This is a genomic window from Streptococcus mitis, assembly GCF_946190375.1.
GTDB lineage: Bacteria > Bacillota > Bacilli > Lactobacillales > Streptococcaceae > Streptococcus > Streptococcus mitis_CJ.
On the sequence record NZ_CAMIAF010000013.1, the window covers coordinates 44,536 to 66,386 of the forward strand.

The following is a 21,851-nucleotide window of genomic DNA, read 5'->3' on the forward strand; positions in this document are numbered from 1 at the left end:
TCATTATAAAAATAAATCAGCTAAAAATCCTTCTCTTAACATCTCTAAATTAAATACATTCGTAATATGACTAAATGCTTCTGCTAATGGTAAGTGTGCTGTTTTCCATCCTTGACCATCAGTAACCCAAACAAATTCAACATCGTCATCTGAATTAACAACAAATTGACTGAGTTCAGTAAACTCTCCAGCAACCGCTTTTAATTTACTTCCTCCTCCGCCATAGTAATTCGTTTCAATCAACCAAACCTTATGTTTTTCTCGGGAATAAACTGCAACATCAAATCTTCTTTCAGACCTATCGACAGGTACTTTAATCCCCCACTTATCTTTAATATATTGGGCTGTAGCTTGAGCTTTCCAATCCAATTTTTGTTCCTGAGAAATTTTTGCTACGTGTCTCTCTAAAATTCCCTCCATGGTTGTCCCACTTCGGTTTTTTCGTGCATTGCTATCTAATCCAGTCTCCACTCCATAAACATAATCAACTAATGAACGATTAGCATGTTGTTGTAAAAACTTTAATAAACCAGATTTCTCAATAAATTTGATGTAATCATCTATTCTGCTAGCGTCTATCGTTTTAAAATCCAATCGCTCAAAAGACATATTATCGTCATTATCTATTGTCAGAATATCTAAAACATTATCACGACTTGCAATCAGACTAGGAATTGCTTTTAATAAATTAGGTTGTTTAGTGAACAAGTCAAGAGCTTCTATATAAATATCATCTTTACCAATTAAGTAGTTTAAAGTGTTCAACTCTAGTTCATACTTCTTTGTCTCACGATCAACTTTCTCCCAATTTACATAATATTCAGGAGTTCTGTTGGTAATTGATAATGATTCTAAGAAAATCATTAACCTTTCTTGTGGAGTTTTTATTAAATAATTTTTTAAATTCATAATTAATTGTCCTCTTGTTTAGGTAATGGTAAGCCAATCGCATCTAACGGAATATAATTAAAATAATATTTACAGCCTACACTAATGATATAATCTAAGACATCTTTATACCGAGGATTCTTAAACCAATCTGTATCTAATAGATAAGAATAACAAACCTCCTTATTTAAAGGTGAAAATAGTTTCTTATACTGTTTTAATTTAAAATCACATGTTTGCAACTTTTCATCTACACTACCGCCTCCACTCTGTGTTTTTTTCTCAATTATATACACAGTATTCTTACTAATAACAAAGATTGCTTCGTCAGGTAATAATTTGGCGGATATGATTTTAGTATAATCAAAATCATCAATTTCATCAAAATAACGATATAAACCATCTTTTTGGAAAATCTGTCCAACTTCTTTTTCTAAAAATTTGATTTTCCACCTCATAGGTTTTTCACGTAACTTCGTTCCTTTGATAATTTTTGTCTCTTTCCCCTTTCCCTGTCTCTTTGTATCATAGTCAATATTTTCAATACTATAACCTGCTTGTTTGGATAAAAATGTTGGAAAATCTGTCTGTAATTCAAACGCTAATCCTGTTGCAGTGTTCGCTCCTCCAATGCCCCCCTTTTTCATTCTCTATACCTCCAATCTCTTCTTTGCAATTTTTAAATATTCTTTTTCAGCATCGATACCTATAAATCTTCTACCTAATCGCTTCGCAACAACACCCGTAGTGCCACTACCAACAAATGGGTCTAGAATATAGTCACCCTCTTTAGTAGAGGCTAAAATAATGCGTTCTAACAAATACTCTGGTTTTTGAGTTGGATGTTTCCCAGCCCATTTTTCAACTTTCTTTGTTAAAGAGCCGGTCCAGACATCTTTCATTTGTTTTCCATCATTCAATTCTTTCATTAAATCATAATTGTAGTAATGACGAGCTTTTTTATCATTTTTTCTAGCCCATAAAATGGTTTCAGTAGAATGGGTAAAATAACGACAAGATAAATTGGGGGCAGGGTTTGTTTTCTGCCAAGTAATATTATTCAGAATTTTAAAACCTTCTTGCTCTAATGCCATTCCAACTGAGTATATGTTGTGCAAACTACCTGAAATCCATATCGTCCCATTAGGCTTCAGAACTTCTTTTGCTAGGCGAATCCATTTGCGATTAAACTCATGTTTTTCTTCGAATGAAGAAATTTTATCCCAATCTCCTTTATCAACAGAAACAACTTGTCCCCCAGAGTTAGATATTCCACCATTACTTAAAAAATAAGGTGGATCAGCAAAAATCATATCCATGCTTTCTGGTTTCATTTTTGATAAAAACTTGAACGTATCTGAGTGAACAAGAATCATCTTATTTTTATTGTAGTATGGTTTTGTCATAAGAACACCTCCATACTTATATTCGTTATTTTTCATAATTTGTGACTATAATTTCAGAAATTTTTCCTCGACTTGAAGATTTTGCTCCATTAGTTCGGGTAGCTTCAACATAATGGATATTAAAATCATTGTACAACTCCTCTACTAACGCACTAGAAGAATTTGATAACATAACATAAGCTCCTGTATCACTCAATCTCTTAAAGGTATCTCTTAATCTTACTTGATCTGCATAAGAAAACCCCTCATGAGTGTAGGAAGTAAAGGCACTTGTCTCTGACAATGGAATATACGGGGGATCAAAATATACAAAATCTCCTGGCTGAACATCTAAAACAGCCTTTTCAAAATCTCCCGTTTTAATTTCTAGTTGATTGTTATTTAGGTATACTGAAATAGCAGATATCAATTCCTCATCAACAATTTTAGGATTCTTATAACGTCCATATGGAACATTAAATTGGTTCTTAGAATTCACACGATATAGACCATTAAAGTCCACTCTCAACATATATAGAATACGTGCAGCTCTTTGTACTTCGGACATTATATCTATTCTTTCATCACGATCTGCAGAACGTAAATCTAAATAATATTCTTTTGAATTATATTCCTGATGAATTTTCAAAATTTCAATCAATTCTTGAGGATTGTCCTTAATTTGTTGATAGCAATTTATTAGTTCAGTGTTAAAATCGTTAATAACTGCATCTTTAGGAGCTAAATCAAAAAATAAAGCTCCACCTCCAACAAAAGGTTCGAAATACCTGTTATAGATTTTAGGCATTAATTCTCTAATAACAGGCAATAATTGTCTTTTACCACCTGTCCATTTCGTGAACGGTTGTAAAGTAACTTCCTTTATTTCTTTTATCTTCATACTTTTAATTATACCATAGAAATTAAAACACAACTCTTGTATTTTCTACCACATTACTAAATTTTCTATTTTAGAATTAAATCATATCAATATTAAAAAATGAGTAAGGCAAATTTTATAAATTCCAAAATTCACCTCACTCTATTAAATTACTCTTTATATCCTTACCTGTCTTTCTTCTGACCGCTGACCTGTGACAAACATGGTAAAGGTTGCTTTGCAGACATTTCTGCCCTCTTGATTGGTAATATCAACATCCACCACACAGGTTGTGCGACCTTGATGGACACATTCTCCTTTAATGGTCAGCACATCGTCGAGTTTTCCTGCCTTGAGGTAGTTGATAGAAGAATGGAGTGTCACTCCATCAAGCCCCAGCGAGATAACCACCAAACCACTGATCTGGTCACAGAGAGTAAAGAGATAGCCACCATGGGCATTGCCATAGTAGTTGAGCGACGAGTCCACTACTTTTGTCGTTACCACAACGTGACCATCTCTCATTTTTTCAATTTCGTAATTTTCAAAGGCAGATATAGCGTCAAAATGAAAATCTTTCATCGTTTCCTCCTGATATTTCAAACGACACTATGATACTACTTTTTATAGGACTGTGCAAGGAGAAAGCTCCTAGTCTGGCAAAATTCCGATCTGTTCCACAAAGCGCATAAAGGCTGTCTGCCCTTGTTCCGTCTGCTTGTAGACTCCTACATCCTCAAGTACACGCGCAAAGATAGCACCCACAGAGTCCTTGACGATTACAAGGGCTTTTTCTTTATCTGTTAGATTTGAATGTTGGGCTTTGAGTTGGTCAGCCCATTCCTGATGATAATCGGCAACTGTAACAGCTTCTCCTACAAGATAGCTAGCGACTTGCTCCACTTCTGCTTTCAGACGTGGTGGCAAGATTGCCAAGCCCATGACCTCAATCAAGCCGATATTTTCCTTCTTGATATGTTGAACATCTTTGTGGGGATGATAGATGCCATCAGGATGTTCTGGTGATGTTTGATTATCTCGTAAAACCAAGTCCAACTCAAGCTGTCCATCACGCTTACGCGCTATAGGTGTGATGGTGTGATGCGGTGTCCCGTCTGTCTCTGCCAAAATCTGCACACTAGGATCTGAATACTGGCGCCATTCCTGCAAAATCTTGTCAGCTAAGTTGATCAAATCTTCTTTGGAATCCGAAGTCAAACGCAACACTGACATTGGCCACTTGACAATCCCAGCCTTGACCTGCTCAAAACCAGTAAAAGAGAAAGTATTTTGCAAGGGAGCCAATTCCATAGGAAATACATGACGGCCTCCCTGATAGTGATCATGAGTTAGAATAGAGCCCCCCACAATCGGCAAGTCGGCATTAGAGCCTGCAAAATATCCTGGAAACTGCTCTACGATAGCCAATAGACGTTCAAAACTCTGACGACTAATGGCCATGGGACGATGCTGGCCATCTAAGAAAATACAATGCTCATTAAAGTAAGCATAGGGCGAATACTGGAAGCCCCATTCCTGACCAGCCATTTCAAAACGGATAATCCGGTGATTGCTACGAGCTGGGTGGTTAACTCGACCATGGTAGCCCTCATTCTCTAGACAAAGCTGACACTGAGGATAATTGCTAGCTTGCACCAACTTGGCTACCGCAATCTCCTTTGGATCCTTTTCAGGCTTAGAGAGATTGATGGTAATTTCAAGTTCTCCGTAGTCAGATGGAACACGATAAGCAATATTTTTAGCAATGGCCTTGAGTTTTATGTAGTCATTTTTCTGACTGAGTTGGTAAAAATCCTCTATCGCTTGCTCAGGAGAGTGGGCATAGGTTGCCCAAAAGTCACGATTGACCTGACTCGGACAAGGGGTCACCAAATCCATCAGTTCAGCACCAAGGATTTCACGCGCAGTCTGACTATCCTCAATCGTCTCTAATCGAACCGCCTCCTCGACAAGCTGGTCCTTGAGGTCAATCAATTTATCCAGATTGGTCTCAACTTCCAAAACACCGTCTCCCACTCGTGCTAAGACACGATTGGTCAGGTAGATTCGATCCATTTCCTCAAATGAACTTTCAGAAATGACATGTGTTACAAATTTATCTACTAAGGTCACTATAGAGCCTCCTTTTGACTAGTCAAGGACGCGAGTGCCACCTGCAACTTCAGCGATATAGAAGCTTGGAGCGTAGCCAACTACTTCCTCGTAGTGTTTTCCAACAGCTTCCTTAAAGGCCTCAACAGTATCTTTTTGCACCAAGGCAATGGCACATCCGCCAAAACCTGCCCCTGTCATACGAGCACCGAGAACTCCTTCTTGTGCCCAAGCTGTGTGAACAAGAGTATCCAATTCCAAACCAGTTACTTCATAATCATGCTCCAGAGAAACGTGTGACGCATTCATCAAACGACCAAATGTTTTCAAATCTCCTGCTTGAAGGGCTGCTTGCGCTTTAAGGGTACGTTGGTTTTCAAGCACAGCATGGCGAGCACGTTTCAAACGATTTTCATCTTTAATCAGATAGCTGTATTGGTCAAAGGCCCACTCATCCAATTCACCCAAGGTCTGAATATCCAAGACAACTTGCAACTCTTCCACTGCTTTTTCACACTCAGCACGGCGTTCATTGTATTTAGAGTCTGCTAGTTCACGGCGTTTGTTGGTATTCATAATAACAACGACATTGTCCTTCAAATCAAGTGGCACCAAGTCATACTCTAAAGTATTAGTATCTAAGTAAATAGCACGTTGGTCCGCTCCCATTCCGATAGCAAACTGGTCCATGATACCAGAATTGACTCCGATAAAGTTGTTTTCTGTTTGTTTTCCGATTTTAACCAAATCGAGACGCTCTAGTTTTAAATCAAAGAGATGCTCTGCCACGACTCCTGTCAAGAGTTCCAAGGATGCTGAAGAAGATAATCCAGCACCATTTGGGATATTCCCATAAACATAAAAATCAAAACCTTTATCAATCACGTGCCCAGCTTCTTGCAAGAAATGAAGAACTCCTTTTGGATAATTGGTCCAGTTGTGCTCTTTTTCAAACTTGAGGTCAGCGATAGGCACTTCGATAATGCCCTTGTCCTCAAAGTTAGCTGAGTAGAAACATAAAACTTGGTCGTCACGCTTGCGAGCAGCCCCATAAGTTCCTAAGGAAATGGCTGCTGGAAATACATGTCCACCATTATAGTCTGTGTGCTCACCAATCAAGTTGATACGACCTGGTGAAAAGAAAGTTTGGTCCGCTTCTTGACCAAAAACAGCAAGAAAGTCTTTGCGAAGCGCTTCAGCAGTAAGATGTTGTGTCATATGATTTCTCCTTTTACTGTTCGTTAAGTCGTCTTAACGTGTAATCGTTTTCTTCTATTGTATCCAAGGGATTTCCCAAGGTCAATCCTTTTTACTAAACTTTTACTAAACTATCGGTAAAAAGCAGAAAAATATGATATACTAACCTAATCAAGGAGGATTTATGGCTACTTTAAAAGACATTGCACAGCTAGCCTCTGTCTCTATCGCGACCGTATCCCGTGTCCTCAATCGAGACCAGAGTCTATCTGTTACAGAAGAAACCAGGCACCGTATTTTAACCGTTGCTGAAGAGTTGGACTACACTAAGCACCTCAAGACAGGCGAATCCCACAAGCCCAAGCAGAAGATTGCCATTATCCAATGGGTCAGCGAGCAGGGGGAACTAGACGACCTCTACTACTACCAGATTCGTCTCGGTATTGAAAAAAGAGCCCAAGAACTGGACTATGATATCTTGCGCTATTTTAATGACCATCCTTTTACATTAAGCGAGGAAGTGATTGGGATTCTCTGCATCGGAAAGTTTAGCCGAGCTCAGATTTCTGCCTTTGAAGAATACCAAAAGCCTCTTGTATTTTTAGACAGCGATACCCTCTCATTAGGTCATACCTGTATTATCACTGACTTTTACACTGCTGTGAAACAAGTTGTAGACCATTTCCTCAGCCAAGGGATGAACCGTATTGGAATTCTCACAGGCCTTGAGGAAACAACTGACCAAGAAGAAATCATTCAGGACAAGCGGCTTGAAAACTTTAAGAACTACAGTCAAACCAAAGGAATCTATCATGATGAACTGGTCTTTCAAAGAAGCTTTACTGCCCAGTCTGGCTATGACTTGATGAAGGAGGCTATTCAGAGTTTGGGAGATCAACTCCCGCCAGCATTTTTTGCAGCTAGCGATAGTTTAGCCATCGGTGCCCTCCGTGCGCTCCAAGAAGCTGGAATCAGCCTACCAGACCGTGTCAGCCTCATTTCCTTTAACGACACTAGTCTGACCAAGCAGGTCTATCCACCCCTTTCTAGCATCACGGTCTATACCGAGGAAATGGGCCGGGCAGGTATGGATATTCTTAACAAGGAAGTACTCCACGGTCGCAAAATTCCTAGCTTGACTATGCTGGGAACCAGACTGACTTTGAGAGAAAGTACAAGGAATGATTAGGATTACAAAACGACCTCTATCAAGGCCGTTTTTTCTAATGATGATGCTCATGATTCCGCTCCAAGTCACACACCTTTCGCTTATGTTCTTGGTGGGTTTCTAGGTCATCATCAACCTCAATGGTAATATTTTGGAAACTACAATCTTTGAGGAAAATTCGAATAGATTCTTTACAAGCTTCCATATTCCCCATTTCTTTCATACAAACATGGACAATGGCATTTTTTTCCAAACCATCCATAGTCCAGAGATTAAGCTGATTAAGACTGGCCACATTGTCCAATCGCTCCAGGCCACTCTTTACTTGCTTGATATCAATACCTTCCGGCACAGCATCCAAAAAAATCTTAAGTGTAGACCAAAAACGTGGAAGAGCTTTTGAAAGAATAAAGAAAGAAATGACAAGGGACAAAAGTGGATCTAGGATATACCAGTCCGTGAATCGAAGAACAATGGCCATTAGGATGACAGCCAGCCACCCTAGGGTATCTTCCAGAAAATGCAGACTCAGAATAGACTCATTCTTTGTCTTTCCCTTACCAACCACTAGACTCGCTAACACATTAATAGTAATCGCAATCATTCCTAACCAGAGAATCCCCTCGTCATTGACTGGTTGCGGATTTAAAATCTTCGTAACATTTTCCAAAATGACTAGAACAGATCCTGTCATGAGTATTGTCGCTGTTACCAAGGCTCCTAGCAGACTAAACCGCTTATAGCCCAAGGTGTACTGATTATCTTCTTCACGATTAGAGATGGTTTCTAGAAAGGCTGATATTCCAATTGCAATCGCATCTCCCAAGTCATGCACAGAGTCAGCAAGAACAGCGCTCGAACCAAATACTCCACCAGCAATAAACTCGACGATGGCATAAGTTAAATTTAAGAAAAAAGCCACCCAAACAGCATATTTTGCCTTCATATTTCTCATTCCTTTGTTATAATAGATTTATGAACATCTTGTTCATTATTATTATCCACTAAAACTCAAAGAAAGGATAGAAGCAAAGCGTCAGCTTTATTCAGTTCTGAACAATTTGCCTCAAGTGTCCATATGACTAAGATTGACCGCCGTATCAGTAAAACAAAAAAAGCTATCTATCAAGCTTTTCTACAACTTTTGAATGCTAAGGGCTACGAGGCCACTACTGTTCAGGATATCATTGATCTCGCAGATGTGGGACGTTCCACCTTTTACTGTCACTATGAGAGTAAGGAGCTACTTCTGGACGAGCTCTGTCGCTACCTCTTCCATCATCTCTTTGAAAGAGAGCAAGCCATTTCAACCGAAGATTACCTCGCCCACCTCTTTCTGCATTTTCAGAAAAATCAAGACCATATCACCAGTCTGCTATTCTCCAAAAATGACTACTTCCTCCGCCAACTCCAGAGAGAGTTGGAACACCACGTCTATCCCATGCTGTCTGATGAGTTGAAAGAAGCTCATCCAAGTCTGCCTGCTTCTTATCTCCAACACTTAGTTGTAACCAACTTTATCGAGACATTGACCTGGTGGCTCAAAAAAGGGCAAGACTTTACAGACCAGGAAGTTGTGCAATTTTATCTAGACCTTCTCATTCCTAAAAATTGAATACAGAGTAGAACTCAGTTACCTTATTTCTAGGCTAGTGAGTTTTTTATCTTTTCAACAAGAAAAGAGGATCCGCCAATCCTCTTTTTCATAATATAAAATCCTTTATTATCAACTCTATCTGTTTTATCCCAAAACCTAAAACATCTTTTCCTAGTTAGGTAAGTCAGTATTCTGCTTAGCTGCCTTGCTCCACTGGTACCAACCAACTAGACTGTTGATGAGGTAAATTAGATATTTGCCTTGAATTTGCAGGCTTTCTCCCCACCAGAGATAGATTGAAAAGACATTGGTAGCTGCCCAGAATATCCACTGTTCACGGTAAACAGCTGTCATGATGATTTGTCCTACACCATTGGTCGCATCGGTGATGGAATCGCGATAGGGACGATTGGCACCAATAGACTGATAAATGAAGCCAAAGGCCAACCACCAAAGAACACTAATGGAAAGATACTTGGTCCAACCCTTGCCGTCTAGTTTACGTGCGACAAACTCTTATTGTTCTTTCTTAAACTGGGCTTGATAAATCCAAACCAAGAGACCAATTGGCTGCATAATTGTAAAATAGAGAGTTGTTAAAACCTCACCATAGAAGCCTTTTTGAAGGGCAAGCACCAGATAAATGATGGAATTAATCAAACCAAATAGGTAGTTACTAGCACGACCTTCAGCTTCTCAAAGAGCAGAAAAAAGGTTAGTAAGGCTTGAGAGATGAATCATTTTAAAGGCAAACAATTCCAACAAGACGTCATCATTGTCGCTGTTGGTTATTACCTACGTTACAATCTGAGCTATCGTGAAGTTCAGGAATTGCTCTATGACCGTGGAATAAATGTTTATCACACTACGATTTATCGGTGGGTTCAAGAATACAGTAAAATCCTCTATCATCTCTGGAAAAAGAAAAATAAACAGTCCTTCTATTCGTGGAAAATGGATGAAACCTATATCAAAATTAAGGGGCGTTGGCATTATCTCTATCGAGCGATTGATGCGGACGGTTTAACATTGGATTTCTGGTTACGAAAGAAACGTCGAGCAGACGATAACAGCTATAAGTTAGAAGATACCGCCTATCAAGAAGATAAAGCACGCAAAGCAGAAACCGAAGATAAGCTAGCTATTGAAGCAATGAAAAGCAAGTACACCACGCTATTGCTAGAAAATATGTTGCTAAGTCCGTTTGAAATGCAAGATACAAAAATCATGGCAGGATTGCAAGTCCATGTTTACCCCCTCTATGACGAACTGAAAGAATTAAGAGGGCTAAATAGTGTTAAAGACCACTTGTCTTATGTTGCCAGCAGACGTGAAGAATATTCTAAGCATAATATCGCACGCTACCTCAAAAAAGCCATTGAACAATATCTACCAACGGTTAAAAGGCAGGACTTAAACCATGAGTGAAGACTTAAAAACGATCAAAGAGCTGGCGGATGAGTTGAGTGTTACAAAACAAAATATTCAATATCACTACCAAAGGTTACCAAAAGAATTACAGCTTAAAAGTTCCAATGGGTCTAATCTAATAAATTCTAAAGCAGAAAAAATAATTTTAGGTAAAGTAGAAAGTAGTAGCAAATCAAATACCAAAGACCAACAAATAAGTAGCAAAGACCAACAAATAGAAAAACTAACTAATTTGTTAGACCAGTAACAACGATTAGCCTTGCAAGATAAAAAGTTGCTAGAAGAATACAAGGCGGAAAATGATAACTTAAAAGCCCTCAAATGCCCCTCACAGGAAACAGAATTCAAACACTTAGACAATCAATATAAAGATGAAGATGAAGTGAACGCTCTTAAAGAGAAGTTGGAAAATTTACAGGAACAAATCAAAGATCAAAAAAGGATAGAAGAACAAGAAAAACCAATAAAATGGTGGGGACTATGGCGAAAATAGATGATTCAGTTAAAAAGAAAGTTCCAGAATTGCGATTTAAAGAATTCACGGATGAATGGGAACAGCGTAAGTTGGGAGACGAAGTTCGAATAGTGATGGGACAGTCTCCTAATTCAGAAAATTATACTGATGATCCTAATGAGCGCTAAAAATGCGAAGACCTATGAAGACCTATTTTGTATTAGTCAAACAAAAAATCCAAAAGAAATGGTATATGATTATGACCATGAAACAAAGTAAAATCAAACCGAGTGATCTTAGGAAGCACCCGATAATCATGAAACGTTATTAAACACAAAAGTCACCCATGTGAGTTCTTTCCAGAAGCTGAAGTTAATCCTTCAACCTGGAAAACCCACAGAGGTGACTTTTTCTATACATCTCGATTTTTCTGGCAATAATCATTAACCGATAAATATGTCTGTGAATCGCCCAGCGACTCCGCTATGTCCATAATCCGCGGTGGTAGTAATCCCACTCGCTGGACAAGTTCGTGATTGCTGAACAATTCCCGTGGACTGCCGGCGAAGCCAAACTTCCCGTGTTCCATAACATACACCGACTCAAACTCGGCGGCGACCCAATCCATGTCATGGGTGATGGTCACAACTTGGTGGCCCGAATCAGCCAACTGATGGAAAATTGCGGTCAACTTGCGCCGGCTTTCCCAATCAAGCGACATCATCGGCTCATCAAATAAATAAATCGCCGGATCCACTGCCAAAACTGTGGCAACGCTCAACAGCTTGCGTTCCGACAATGACAGGTCATATGGACTTTCAGCTATTTTATCATCCAAGCCAACTCTTTTTAGAGCCGCTAAAGCCCGCCTCGTAATCGTGTCGTGGTCATCCATGACCTGCGCGACATTCCACTCCACCTCTCGTTGAACGGTCGGGTTGAAAAGCTGATCGTCAGGATTCTGAAAAGTAATCCCAACCTTCAGTAACTTTTCGACTGGTTTAAGATCATTAAAATTTTCTCCATCGATCTTAATCACACCGGTTTGTGGTGTCAGCAAGCCCGTCAACAATTTGAAGAGCGTTGATTTGCCGGCACCATTTTGGCCGACAATCGCAACCATCGGATCTGCGAAGTGTTTGTCTTCAACATCCAAGCTAAAGGACCGTTCCGGATAAGTGAACGTCAGGTGGCTCAGTTCAATTGTGGACATAACGAACCTCCTTCAGATCAGCGTAATTCACCGGATACCGGCCATCAGCCAAGTGCCAATCCATTTTTTGAGCAAGTTGCTGGATTGTCGGGGCTGGAATCTGCCAGTCAGCTGCCAAATGATTAAACACCTCACCCGGCCTGCCCTGGGCTACCATTTGACCCTCGTGCAGCACCCACACAACGTCGGCGACTTCGCACAAATCGTCAATTTCACTGGTGACAATGAAGACAGTCGTCTCTTTGACTTGGGCCAGCCATTGGAAAAATTGCCGGCGGCCAAGGGGATCCATCTCACTGGTTGGATCATCCATAATCAAAACAGCCGGATTAGCCACAATCGCCGTGGCAATTGCCAACCGCTGGATCTGACCACCGGAAAGGCTCTCGGGACGCAAATTCAGCTGTTCAATCAGCCCCATTTGCGTGGCAACTTCTTCAACCCGTTTTTGAATCAGTCCTTCAGCCATTCCCTGATTAATCAAGTCAAAGGCGATTTCATCGGCAACCGTGTCTGCCAACCCGCTTAGTTGGCCAGCTGGATTTTGCAGTACAACTCCATTCATGGCATTATAAACGGGCCAATTGTCGGACACTCGCTGGCCAAACATGTGCCAATCGCCCTCAATCTCAGCAGACACAATTTTGGGAATGACCCCTGCCAGCACACGGCACAAAGTCGATTTGCCGGAGTGGCTATTCCCGATAATCCCAACCACCTGGCCGGTATGAACCTCCGCGTTAATCTGACGCAGTTGTGGTTGCTCAGTACCCGGATAACGGGTGGTCAAATTTTCAATTACAATCCGTTTATCTTCGTCCATATCTTCCACCCAATCAATAAAATTGCCAATCCAGTCAGACCAATGTGCAGCGTCCGCGACAGGCGATACACGCGCTGGGAGGTTCTGACAGTCCGGTTGAGATTATCAAAACCTCTCAGTTGGAGAGAAATCGACCGCGTCATCGATTGATCCAAGGTCTTAATCACCAATGGAATTAGAACCGGCAGGACTGACTTTAATTTCTGAATCAACGTTTTTTGCGGATTGGTTCCGCGAACTTTTTGTGCCTGCTGGATTTTCTGCATATTGCGCATCATTTCCGGCAAAATATAACACACCGACATCAGAACGTAGACGGTTTTATAAGACAATCCGGACAGTTCCAAATAGGCCGCGTTTTCTGAAATACTCGTGGTCACCATAAAAAAGCCACTGGTCAAAATAATCACCAATACTCGACAACCCAGAGTGGTAGCGTAAATCAGGCCTTCTTTGTAGAACGACACCCCAAGCACAGAAAACAGCACAGTTTGATTCCGACTGTAAAATAACCCTTGGATGATCAGCATGGTGCAAATCAGAAACAGGCTGAATCCCAGCGCCTTAAAGGTGGTAGAACTCAATTTGGAAAATAACAATAGCAGTGTTGCGACAAGAATTAATCCGGCCTGAAGCAATAAATTCATACTGGCAAAGCTCAACAACGTCATGTCCAAGATGAACAAGAGCTTAGTAATCGGATCGATCACCTGGTACCACTTGAGCTTGACCCGTGGCGCTCCAGAAATCAATGTTTTATCAGTCATCATTTATCATCGCTAAAGAAGTGCACCATCCGCTTCGGCAGCTGACGATAGATGAAGAATGCCAGGTAGGCCACACAGACTTTATCCAAAATATCCAAGACAAACTCATCGGTAAATGAGGCCAGCCACACTGGTGCATGATTGGCGACCATTACCGCAAACAATGAGTCACCCCAAGCGATACCGGTCTGACCACCCCAAAAGATGACGTTGAGTGGCGTTGAAATGACAGCTGAAACGATGGCAATAATAATAGCAGAAACAAATACTCGTCGCGCTGACGAGAACCACCCATTGGCGTGCAAAACTCCGACAGCAATCCCAATTCCGATGCTGGTAATCGCATACACGGTTGAAATTGGCGATAAGGTCAGCCCATAGATCACGTTGTTGATGAAACCACTAATGGCACCGGCAATCGGCCCAGCCAACATGCTGGTAAGAAAGGTTCCCAAAGACCCCAGCCAAACGGGCAACTTTAACCCCTCCGCCAAGGCTTTGGCAACATAGTTAATCCCCACGGCAGCGGGAATCAAAGTCATGGTGGCAGCACTTAACTTAAATTTCCACATACTGGTACGATGAATCGGTTCTGTTTTCATAATCTTCTCCTTTTGTTTTTAAAGAGCCGTGTCTGGATAGACTTTCGGACGCAACGCTCTATTATATATCTACTGAACTGTCTATACACAAGATTTCCATCCTTAGTCAACATGAGCTGGAAATCTTTATTTGTTAAGTAGTTCACAACACATTATACACCTATTTTGTGAATAGTCAAGTGTATTTACAGTAAAATTTTAGAAAATCCTAAAAATTTCCTCTTATTTTCCATTTTGAAAGACATTCAGTAACTCTAATATCAAAAAAGCCCAGACGACATTGTCTGAGCATTCTTTTCTGTAGTCGTTTAAGCAAGTTGAGTTTGACATTTTCAAACTATTTCTTCAACAAACCTTGTTCTTGTAGAAACTCCTTGGCTACTTGTTCTGCTGACTTGCCTTCAACACCGACTTGGTAGTTGAGCTGGCTCATCTGGCTTTCCGTAATTTTACCAGCCAATTTATTGAGAACTTTTTCCAACTCAGGATGTTTCTTGAGAAGAGCTTCTTTCATTAGCGGAGCTCCTTGATAAGGTGGGAAGAGTTGCTTGTCATCTTCCAAGACCTGTAAATCATAACGCGCTAACTCTGCATCCGTCGAATAGGCATCCGTGATTTGAATATCACCTGACTGAATTGCCTGATAGCGAAGGGCTGGCTCCATCGTCGCTACATTGAGATTGAGACCATACATTGATTGCAAGCCCTTATTGCCATCTTCACGGTCATTAAATTCGAGAGTAAAGCCTGCCTTCAACTGTCCTTCCACTTTTTTCAAGTCCGAAATGGTCTTCAACCCGTATTCTTGAGCAATCTTTTTCGGAACAGCTACAGCGTAGGTATTTTGATAAGACATGGGTTTGAGATAGGCTAGATGATCCTGTTTTGCAATACCATCACGCGCTACATCATAAACCTGCTCTGGCTCATGACTCACTTTCGGTGATGGCTGAAGCAAACTTTCAGTCACCGTACCAGTAAATTCAGGATAGATGTCAATATCGCCTTTTTTCAGAGCTTCATAGAGGAAGCTTGTTTTCCCAAAATTTGGTTTAACAGTCGCAGTCATACTGGTATTTTCTTCAATAAGGAGTTTATACATATTGGCCAAAATTTCTGGTTCTGGCCCCAATTTCCCAGCAATGATCAAGTTCTCTTTGTCTTTTTGAGACAAAAGAGCTGGACTATAAGACAAACCGAGCAATATTGTCACCAAGGCAAAACCAGAAAAAATCGTCCGCAATTTTGCTTTTTCCATCACTTTTAGTAGGAAGTTAAAGGCAATGGCTAGCACTGCAGAAGAAAGGGCCCCAATCAAAATCAAACTGGCATTATTACGGTCAATTCCCAAAAGGATAAAGGAACCCAGTCCCCCTGCCCCAATCAAGGCCGCCAAGGTTGCCGTACCGATAATCAAGACAGCTGCCGTCCGAATTCCAGACATCATAACAGGCATAGCAAGTGGAATTTCAAACTTCTTGAGTCGCTCCCACCTAGTCATCCCAAAGGCAATCCCAGCCTCTTGTAGACTTGGATCAATTCCCTTGAGTCCAGTGATAGTATTTTGCAAAATCGGAAAAATCGCATAAATCACTAGTGCTGTCAAAGCAGGCAAGGTTCCAATTCCCATCAAAGGAATAAAGAGCCCCAACAAGGCCAGAGACGGGATGGTCTGGAAAATCCCTGCAATCTGCAAGACCCAATCCGCCAACTTCTCATGAAAGCGAAGATAAACAGCCAAGGGAATCGCGATAAAAATAGCTAGTAACAAGGTTAAAAGTGACAACTGCAAATGTTGAGATAGAGCTGTCAACCAATCACTAAAACGATCCTGAAAAGTTGCAATTAAATTAGTCATGAACACTACCTCCAAACAAGTCTGCTACAAATTCTGTGGCAGGCGCTTTTAAAATGGTCTCGGGATTCGCTACCTGGCGAATCTCCCCATCCTGTAAAACAGCAATACGGTCCGCCAATTTCAAAGCTTCATCCGTATCATGGGTTACAAAAATTGTTGTCATCCCAAACTCTTTATGCAATTCTTTAGTCAGAACCTGCAACTGTTTTCTCGAAATAGCATCAAGAGCCGAAAAAGGCTCATCCATGAGGAGAATCTTAGGCTGACCAATCATAGCACGAACAATACCTACCCGTTGCTGTTCTCCACCAGATAATTCACTAGGCAAACGACGCCCATACTCAGCTACTGGCAAGCCAACCTTGGCCAAAAGCTCTTCTGTTCTATGAGCAATTTCTTCCTTAGTCCATCCTTTCATCTCAGGAATCAGGGCAATATTTTCCGCGACCGTTAGATTAGGAAATAGAGCAATGGCCTGTAAAACATAACCAGTAGAGAGACGAAGCTCACGCTCATCATAGTCTTTGATGCGCTTGCCATCCATGTAAATATTTCCATCAGTTGGTTCCAAAAGACGATTAATCATCTTGATCATGGTCGTCTTACCGGACCCAGATGGACCAACTAAAACCATAAACTCCCCATTCTCAATTCGTAAATTGACATCTCTCAAAACATCTTTTTCTGTGTAGCGCAAGGCTACATTTTTGTATTCAATCATTCTGTATCCTCAATTTAAAACTTCCCTCGATTGGTCAAGTCTTCTACCTTAGGCATGACTTCCTTATTGTCCCAATGTTCCACAATTTTCCCGTTTTCTAGACGGAAGATATCGTACTGGGCATAGTCAACTCCATCAATCTGAGTCTGACCATAGCTAACCACATAGTTTCCTTGTCCTAAGAGTTGGAAAACAAAGTCAAAAGCGGCCTTTACTTATAAACAGCTAATTTACTCTATTTTAATCCTCATTTTCCTCCTCTTTCAGATTAGCCAAAATTCTTTCTTGAAAGGCTTCAAACTGACGAATTTCTTCCTCTGAAAATCCTTTGTAAAAGATCGTATCCAATTTCTGACTGACACGATGCCCCACTTCTTTCTGAGACTGCCCCAACTCTGTTAAAACCAAATACTTCTTACGCTTATCTTCTCCACATGGACTAATAGTTACAAGATTTTGTTCCTCTAGTTTTTTAATCATCGTCGTCAGAGTATTATTAGCAAGTCCAGTCGCAAGCGCAATATCTGTCGCAGTTGCGCAGCCAGTTTCACTATTCCATAAAACCGCTAAAATCTTCCCCTGTTCACTCCGATAAAGAGCTTCAGGATCTTGGCTCAGTAACTTTTGAAAAATCCGCCCATTCAACAAACGAATATGATGGGCTACCAAATGACTATCTTTCATAACACCTCCAATTTATTTCGATATCGAAACGAATAAAATAATTGTAACACTCATTATTCCAACTGTCAACTATTTCGATTTAGAAATAATTTTTCCCAGTAAAAAATCTCCTACCCAAGGTAGAAGATTTCAATCTTATAAAACTTAATCCGTCATGTCCGATACCAACGTTCGATGCTCCAATGGAATACTGCACATAACTAATAAGAAAATGAAACCTGACTGGATCCAGAAGAGAGCCAAGTCAAAGATTCCATGCACAGCAACCACTGTAAGGAAAGACAGATAAAGACCGATAATCGGACGTTTCCCCGACTCCTGACTCATATCCATCATCAAGCGGACAGGAGCAACAGAAGACAAAACTAATAAAATAGTCCCTACAATTCCGTAACTCAGAATCGTATCAATATAAAGGCTGTGAGCATGTTCATGATAAGGAGCATTTATCCGAGGATACGAGTGCATGTAGGTCAATGGCCCTTCACCCCAGAAAGGATTTTGCTTAAATAAGGCCATCCCAGCATCCCAGATAGAAATGCGTTCTTCCATAGAAGAATCTAAAGTCCCCATCCGAACTCCTAAATCACTGGAAAAGAGGAAGCTCAAGCCAATCGCAAAGACCCCAATACTAAGCCAAAAGGCCTTCCAGTTTTTAATGGTCGTAAAGAGATAAATAATGGCTCCAGCGATAATAGCAGGAAAGGCAGTTCGATTTTGCGTAAAGTTCAAACCAAAGAGATTAACAAAGCCTGCAATCACACAGAATACTTTCAACCAATTCAACTTGGTCGTTGTAAACAGATAGAAGGCAATCATGATACAGAAACAACAAATAATTCCATAATAATTAGGGTTAAAGAAGGTCACTTCTGCACGATTCTGATGCCAAACCTGCATATTGGGTGAAAGAAAAGCATAGTTAAATTTCTTCACAATTTGGAAATGTTCTAAACTCGCAAAAGCAGCTGACAAGACGCTACCAAACAAGACGAGCTGCAAAATCAATCGAAAGAATTTATGTGATAAAATCGACTGATAGTGCAAAAAGAAAACAGTAAATAGAAAAATTCCTACTGAAGCCACAACTCCCATCCAATTTTGTGCAAAAACGGATATAACAGTACTATAGCCAAGAAAAAGAAGCAGTATCGGATGCTCCCCCATTTTCTGAAGAATACTTTTCATGTCTCCTGTGAAAATTAAACTGATAATATATAAACAGAATACAACTACAAAAAGATAAAAGGGTAAAAAGATACTCAGGATAATCCCCAATAAAATCAGCTCTTTACTAGACAACCCTTTCAGCTTTTCAATAAAGCCTATTGATTTCAAAATGAATCCTTTCTCTCCAAATCAGTTGATTCAGATAATAGTAAGCTATTCTATATTGTACCACTTTTTTAGCAATTTGAAAACAAAGGAAACGTTTTCTAAAATAAAAACCCTATTTTATCAACCATATCAAGGCTTCAAAATGTTACTTCAATTCCGTTCTCAATTACCCGATAAGTCTGATTTTGCAAATCAATTTCTGCTACTGCTGTTACGGACTTATCTTTATTTTGACGTTTGATTACAATGCTGTGGGCTGTTGGTGTTTCAACGTCAATAGTTCCTTCTAAATCAAAAGCTACTGATCGATTACGGAAAGAAAATAGATTGAGAAGGGTCTTCACTACAGGACGTTGGACCTCTTCTGCTATTTCCTCATTGCTATAGTAATGACGATTAATATTTCGACCTTCTTTAGTTTCTTCTAATAATTTCAAATCATTCTTGCCTGCTAATAGACCTACATAGTAAACCTGAGGAATACCTGGGGCAAAAGCTTGAATTAATCGTGCAAGGAAATACTTGACATCATCATCTCCAAGCGCAGAATAATAGGTTGAATTGATTTGGTAGATATCTAGATTGTTATACTCTGCACTAGAGTACTTACGTTTGACATTAGCTCCCACCTTATAGAGTTCATTTGAAGCATAGTCAATCTCCTCATCAGTCAGGATATCCTTGACATCCACCACTCCAATCCCATCATGGGTGTCTAGCGTCGTAAATTGCTTCATTGGGCTCATCTTTAACCACTTAGCCAAACGCTCTGTTCTGGAACTGTAAAGAGTATAAAGTGTTACCATTGGAAGAGCAAAATCATAAACATAGTAATCGTGATCCGCTATTTTAAACTGAATCGAATAATGTTCATGAATCTCAGGTAAGAGCTCTGTCCCATACTCAGCAGCGATATCTCGAACTTTGTCCAATAAATCCCAAATATCTGGTTCTACAAAGAAATCATTAGTATCTAATTTCTTCACTGCATAAGCAAAGGCATCTAGACGAATCAAATCACACCCATTACTTGCCAAGTGCTGAATGGTCTTACGGATAAATTCCATCGTTACTTCTTTGGTCACATCAAGATCAATCTGCTCCTCACCAAAGGTATTCCACAAATGTTCTACTGAACCATCTTCAAACACAATCTCTTGCTTTGGTGCACGATCCTTACGCTTGTAAATTAAATCTACATCAGACTGTGTCGGACGGTTTTCTGGCCAAAACTTATCCCAGTTTAAAAAGAGATCTTTAAATTCACTGGCTTCATGTTTTTCTTGATAGTCCTTATAATACTTAGATTGACGAGAAATATGATTAATCATAAAGTCAAACATAAGATAATATTTCTCACCTAAACGCTTAACGTCCTCCCAATCACCAAAAGCTGAATCCACTTCGTCATAGTCAACTGGCGCAAATCCACGATCGCCTGTTGATGGGAAAAATGGTAGAAGGTGAACTCCCCCAATAGCATATCCAAAATGCTCTTCCAAATTCTCATATAAGTCTTTAAGATTATTTCCAAGACTATCTGAATAGGTAATCAACATAGTTTTATTCTGAATTGGCATCATTACTCTCCTTTTTCTAATTGAAGCCAAGTCTCATATGACTTGGCTTCGTAAATCAAATTCATGTTATACTCTTCGAAAATCTCTTCAAACTACGTCAGCTTTATCTGCAACCTCAAAGCTGTGCTTTGAGCAACCTGCGGCTAGCTTCCTAGTTTGCTCTTTGATTTTCATTGAGTATTAAATCTCTGTTTATCATCAAACTCGTACTAATATAGACTGTGATAAACTAAGTACTACTTTCTTGTTTTCACATAAAATTGTCAACTAGCTGAACTATTCCTCTGTATCAGGAATCATAGCTTCTCTAGTCTCTTCTTACTTCACTGCTCCGTTGCTTATTCCTGAAATAATATGTTTTTGGAAGATGAGGTAGACGACAGTAATTGTGACAATTCCTACAATATAGGATGCAAAACTTGGCCCATAGTCATTAAAATACTGACCTTGGTAGTTGTACTGGAAGAGAGGCAAAGTCCACAGCTTGGAATCCTTATTTAAAATCAACAATGGCAACATAAAGTCATTCCAGAACCATAATGCATTGATAATCAGGGTTGTAGCATGCATGGGCTTCAGCATTGGAAAGATAATTCGACGGTAAGTTGTAAATCGATCAGCCCCATCAATTTCTGCAGCTTCATCTAAACTATCTGGTACACTGATTTTAATATAACCAACATATAAGAAAAGGGTCTGTGGAATTGCATAAGTTAGATAAAGTAGTACCAACCCCCACATATTTGCCAGGCCGAGTTTGCTCATCATAACTGTGATAGGAATCATGATCACCTGAAATGGAACAAATATTCCTAAAATCAAGAGCGAATACATAATTGCAAAGGCTTTTTTCTTGGACATATTTCGAGCAATGGAATAGGCTGCAGCTGGTATAAAGAAGGCTACTACAATCAATGATAACACCGTAATAACAGCTGAATTCCAGAAATAGCCTCCAATCCCATCCGAAATCAATCGTTCATAATTGCTTAATGTAAAAGGATTGGGCAAACCAAAGAAATGATTCATGATATCCTTGGTTGTCTTGAAGGAACTAAAAACCGTTACCAACAAAGGAACAAGTATGAGAACACCACCTACTATCAAGAGGACATACTTCCAAAACTGATTCAATTTTTCTTCTTTTTTCATG

Annotated in this window: 23 protein-coding genes and 4 pseudogenes; 7 read left to right on the plus strand and 20 right to left on the minus strand. The window is 40.0% G+C overall.

What is annotated here, in order from left to right; genetic code table 11:
* Positions 1–3: 3 nt before the first annotated feature.
* The 7 genes from N8M09_RS07260 to N8M09_RS07290 form a co-directional block, all read right to left on the minus strand.
* On the minus strand, positions 4–909 hold the full coding sequence (locus tag N8M09_RS07260; protein ID WP_261064723.1) for a type II restriction endonuclease: 906 nt from the start codon (positions 907–909) through the stop codon (positions 4–6).
* Between the two features lie 2 nt (positions 910–911).
* Complete coding sequence (locus tag N8M09_RS07265) at positions 912–1,535, minus strand: hypothetical protein (protein WP_261064724.1); 624 nt, start codon at positions 1,533–1,535, stop codon at positions 912–914.
* A gap of 3 nt (positions 1,536–1,538) precedes the next feature.
* A complete protein-coding gene (locus N8M09_RS07270) occupies positions 1,539–2,294 on the minus strand; it encodes a DNA-methyltransferase (protein ID WP_049552513.1) in 756 nt (251 codons plus the stop codon).
* A gap of 25 nt (positions 2,295–2,319) precedes the next feature.
* Positions 2,320–3,174 (minus strand): DNA adenine methylase, encoded by an 855-nt coding sequence (locus N8M09_RS07275; RefSeq protein ID WP_261013236.1) that lies wholly within the window; start codon positions 3,172–3,174, stop codon positions 2,320–2,322.
* Positions 3,175–3,330: 156 nt separating this feature from the next.
* Positions 3,331–3,735 (minus strand): PaaI family thioesterase, encoded by a 405-nt coding sequence (locus N8M09_RS07280; RefSeq protein WP_261013235.1) that lies wholly within the window; start codon positions 3,733–3,735, stop codon positions 3,331–3,333.
* Positions 3,736–3,804: 69 nt separating this feature from the next.
* Positions 3,805–5,286 (minus strand): UDP-glucose--hexose-1-phosphate uridylyltransferase, encoded by a 1,482-nt coding sequence (locus tag N8M09_RS07285; RefSeq protein WP_261064725.1) that lies wholly within the window; start codon positions 5,284–5,286, stop codon positions 3,805–3,807.
* Positions 5,287–5,304: 18 nt separating this feature from the next.
* Positions 5,305–6,483 carry a galactokinase gene (locus tag N8M09_RS07290; protein ID WP_261064726.1) on the minus strand — a complete coding sequence of 393 codons (1,179 nt, stop codon included), beginning with the start codon at positions 6,481–6,483 and terminating at the stop codon, positions 5,305–5,307.
* A 163-nt stretch (positions 6,484–6,646) separates the two neighbouring features.
* Here N8M09_RS07290 and galR point away from each other — a divergent pair, with 163 nt between their 5' ends.
* Positions 6,647–7,651, plus strand: a complete 1,005-nt coding sequence (gene galR / locus N8M09_RS07295) for a DNA-binding transcriptional regulator GalR (RefSeq protein ID WP_261064727.1) — start codon at positions 6,647–6,649, stop codon at positions 7,649–7,651.
* Positions 7,652–7,685: 34 nt separating this feature from the next.
* On the opposite strand, the gene N8M09_RS07300 is transcribed toward galR, so the two are convergent.
* Positions 7,686–8,576, minus strand: a complete 891-nt coding sequence (locus N8M09_RS07300; RefSeq protein ID WP_261064728.1) for a cation diffusion facilitator family transporter — start codon at positions 8,574–8,576, stop codon at positions 7,686–7,688.
* Positions 8,577–8,708: 132 nt separating this feature from the next.
* Here N8M09_RS07300 and N8M09_RS07305 point away from each other — a divergent pair, with 132 nt between their 5' ends.
* On the plus strand, positions 8,709–9,245 hold the full coding sequence (locus N8M09_RS07305; protein WP_261064729.1) for a TetR/AcrR family transcriptional regulator: 537 nt from the start codon (positions 8,709–8,711) through the stop codon (positions 9,243–9,245).
* Positions 9,246–9,398: 153 nt separating this feature from the next.
* Here N8M09_RS07305 and pnuC read toward each other — a convergent pair.
* A pseudogene (pnuC, locus tag N8M09_RS07310) lies at positions 9,399–9,920 on the minus strand (nicotinamide riboside transporter PnuC); the annotation flags it as partial.
* Positions 9,921–9,959: 39 nt separating this feature from the next.
* Between pnuC and N8M09_RS11345 the strand changes: the two are divergent.
* From N8M09_RS11345 to N8M09_RS07330, 5 genes and pseudogenes are all read left to right on the plus strand, one after another.
* A pseudogene (locus N8M09_RS11345) lies at positions 9,960–10,310 on the plus strand (IS6 family transposase); the annotation flags it as partial.
* Positions 10,311–10,334: 24 nt separating this feature from the next.
* Positions 10,335–10,655: pseudogene (locus N8M09_RS11350) on the plus strand (DNA replication protein); the annotation flags it as partial.
* The gene (locus N8M09_RS07320) at positions 10,648–10,905 is read left to right on the plus strand and encodes a plasmid replication protein (RefSeq protein WP_001287840.1); all 258 of its coding nucleotides are present in this window, start codon (positions 10,648–10,650) and stop codon (positions 10,903–10,905) included. The pseudogene N8M09_RS11350 and the gene N8M09_RS07320, both read left to right, overlap by 8 nt.
* Before the next feature lie 12 nt (positions 10,906–10,917).
* Positions 10,918–11,151, plus strand: coding sequence for a DUF5320 domain-containing protein (locus N8M09_RS07325; protein WP_265491525.1), 234 nt, complete (start codon positions 10,918–10,920; stop codon positions 11,149–11,151).
* The gene (locus N8M09_RS07330) at positions 11,139–11,300 is read left to right on the plus strand and encodes a hypothetical protein (RefSeq protein ID WP_261064732.1); all 162 of its coding nucleotides are present in this window, start codon (positions 11,139–11,141) and stop codon (positions 11,298–11,300) included. Before N8M09_RS07325 ends, N8M09_RS07330 begins: the two co-directional genes overlap by 13 nt.
* Positions 11,301–11,524: 224 nt before the next feature.
* Here N8M09_RS07330 and N8M09_RS07335 read toward each other — a convergent pair whose 3' ends face one another.
* The 11 genes and pseudogenes from N8M09_RS07335 to N8M09_RS07385 form a co-directional block, all read right to left on the minus strand.
* A complete protein-coding gene (locus N8M09_RS07335; protein ID WP_125375908.1) occupies positions 11,525–12,325 on the minus strand; it encodes an energy-coupling factor ABC transporter ATP-binding protein in 801 nt (266 codons plus the stop codon).
* Positions 12,312–13,148 (minus strand): ABC transporter ATP-binding protein, encoded by an 837-nt coding sequence (locus N8M09_RS07340; protein ID WP_000343048.1) that lies wholly within the window; start codon positions 13,146–13,148, stop codon positions 12,312–12,314. Before N8M09_RS07340 ends, N8M09_RS07335 begins: the two co-directional genes overlap by 14 nt.
* Entirely contained in the window at positions 13,124–13,915 is a 792-nt protein-coding gene (locus N8M09_RS07345) for an energy-coupling factor transporter transmembrane component T (RefSeq protein ID WP_261064733.1), read from the minus strand. The genes N8M09_RS07340 and N8M09_RS07345 overlap by 25 nt, the downstream gene beginning before the upstream one ends.
* Complete coding sequence (locus N8M09_RS07350; protein ID WP_261064734.1) at positions 13,915–14,517, minus strand: ECF transporter S component; 603 nt, start codon at positions 14,515–14,517, stop codon at positions 13,915–13,917. Before N8M09_RS07350 ends, N8M09_RS07345 begins: the two co-directional genes overlap by 1 nt.
* 337 nt (positions 14,518–14,854) lie before the next feature.
* The gene (locus tag N8M09_RS07355) at positions 14,855–16,375 is read right to left on the minus strand and encodes an ABC transporter permease/substrate-binding protein (RefSeq protein ID WP_261064735.1); all 1,521 of its coding nucleotides are present in this window, start codon (positions 16,373–16,375) and stop codon (positions 14,855–14,857) included.
* Positions 16,368–17,096 carry an ATP-binding cassette domain-containing protein gene (locus N8M09_RS07360; RefSeq protein WP_261064736.1) on the minus strand — a complete coding sequence of 243 codons (729 nt, stop codon included), beginning with the start codon at positions 17,094–17,096 and terminating at the stop codon, positions 16,368–16,370. The genes N8M09_RS07355 and N8M09_RS07360 overlap by 8 nt, the downstream gene beginning before the upstream one ends.
* 14 nt (positions 17,097–17,110) lie before the next feature.
* Positions 17,111–17,299, minus strand: a pseudogene (locus tag N8M09_RS07365) (nuclear transport factor 2 family protein); the annotation flags it as partial.
* 37 nt (positions 17,300–17,336) lie between these two features.
* On the minus strand, positions 17,337–17,780 hold the full coding sequence (locus N8M09_RS07370; RefSeq protein ID WP_101782382.1) for a MarR family winged helix-turn-helix transcriptional regulator: 444 nt from the start codon (positions 17,778–17,780) through the stop codon (positions 17,337–17,339).
* Between the two features lie 144 nt (positions 17,781–17,924).
* Entirely contained in the window at positions 17,925–19,118 is a 1,194-nt protein-coding gene (locus tag N8M09_RS07375) for an O-antigen ligase family protein (protein ID WP_261064737.1), read from the minus strand.
* A 137-nt stretch (positions 19,119–19,255) separates the two neighbouring features.
* The gene (gene gtfA / locus N8M09_RS07380; protein WP_261064738.1) at positions 19,256–20,698 is read right to left on the minus strand and encodes a sucrose phosphorylase; all 1,443 of its coding nucleotides are present in this window, start codon (positions 20,696–20,698) and stop codon (positions 19,256–19,258) included.
* Between the two features lie 318 nt (positions 20,699–21,016).
* A complete protein-coding gene (locus N8M09_RS07385) occupies positions 21,017–21,850 on the minus strand; it encodes a carbohydrate ABC transporter permease (RefSeq protein ID WP_261064739.1) in 834 nt (277 codons plus the stop codon).
* Position 21,851: the final 1 nt, after the last annotated feature.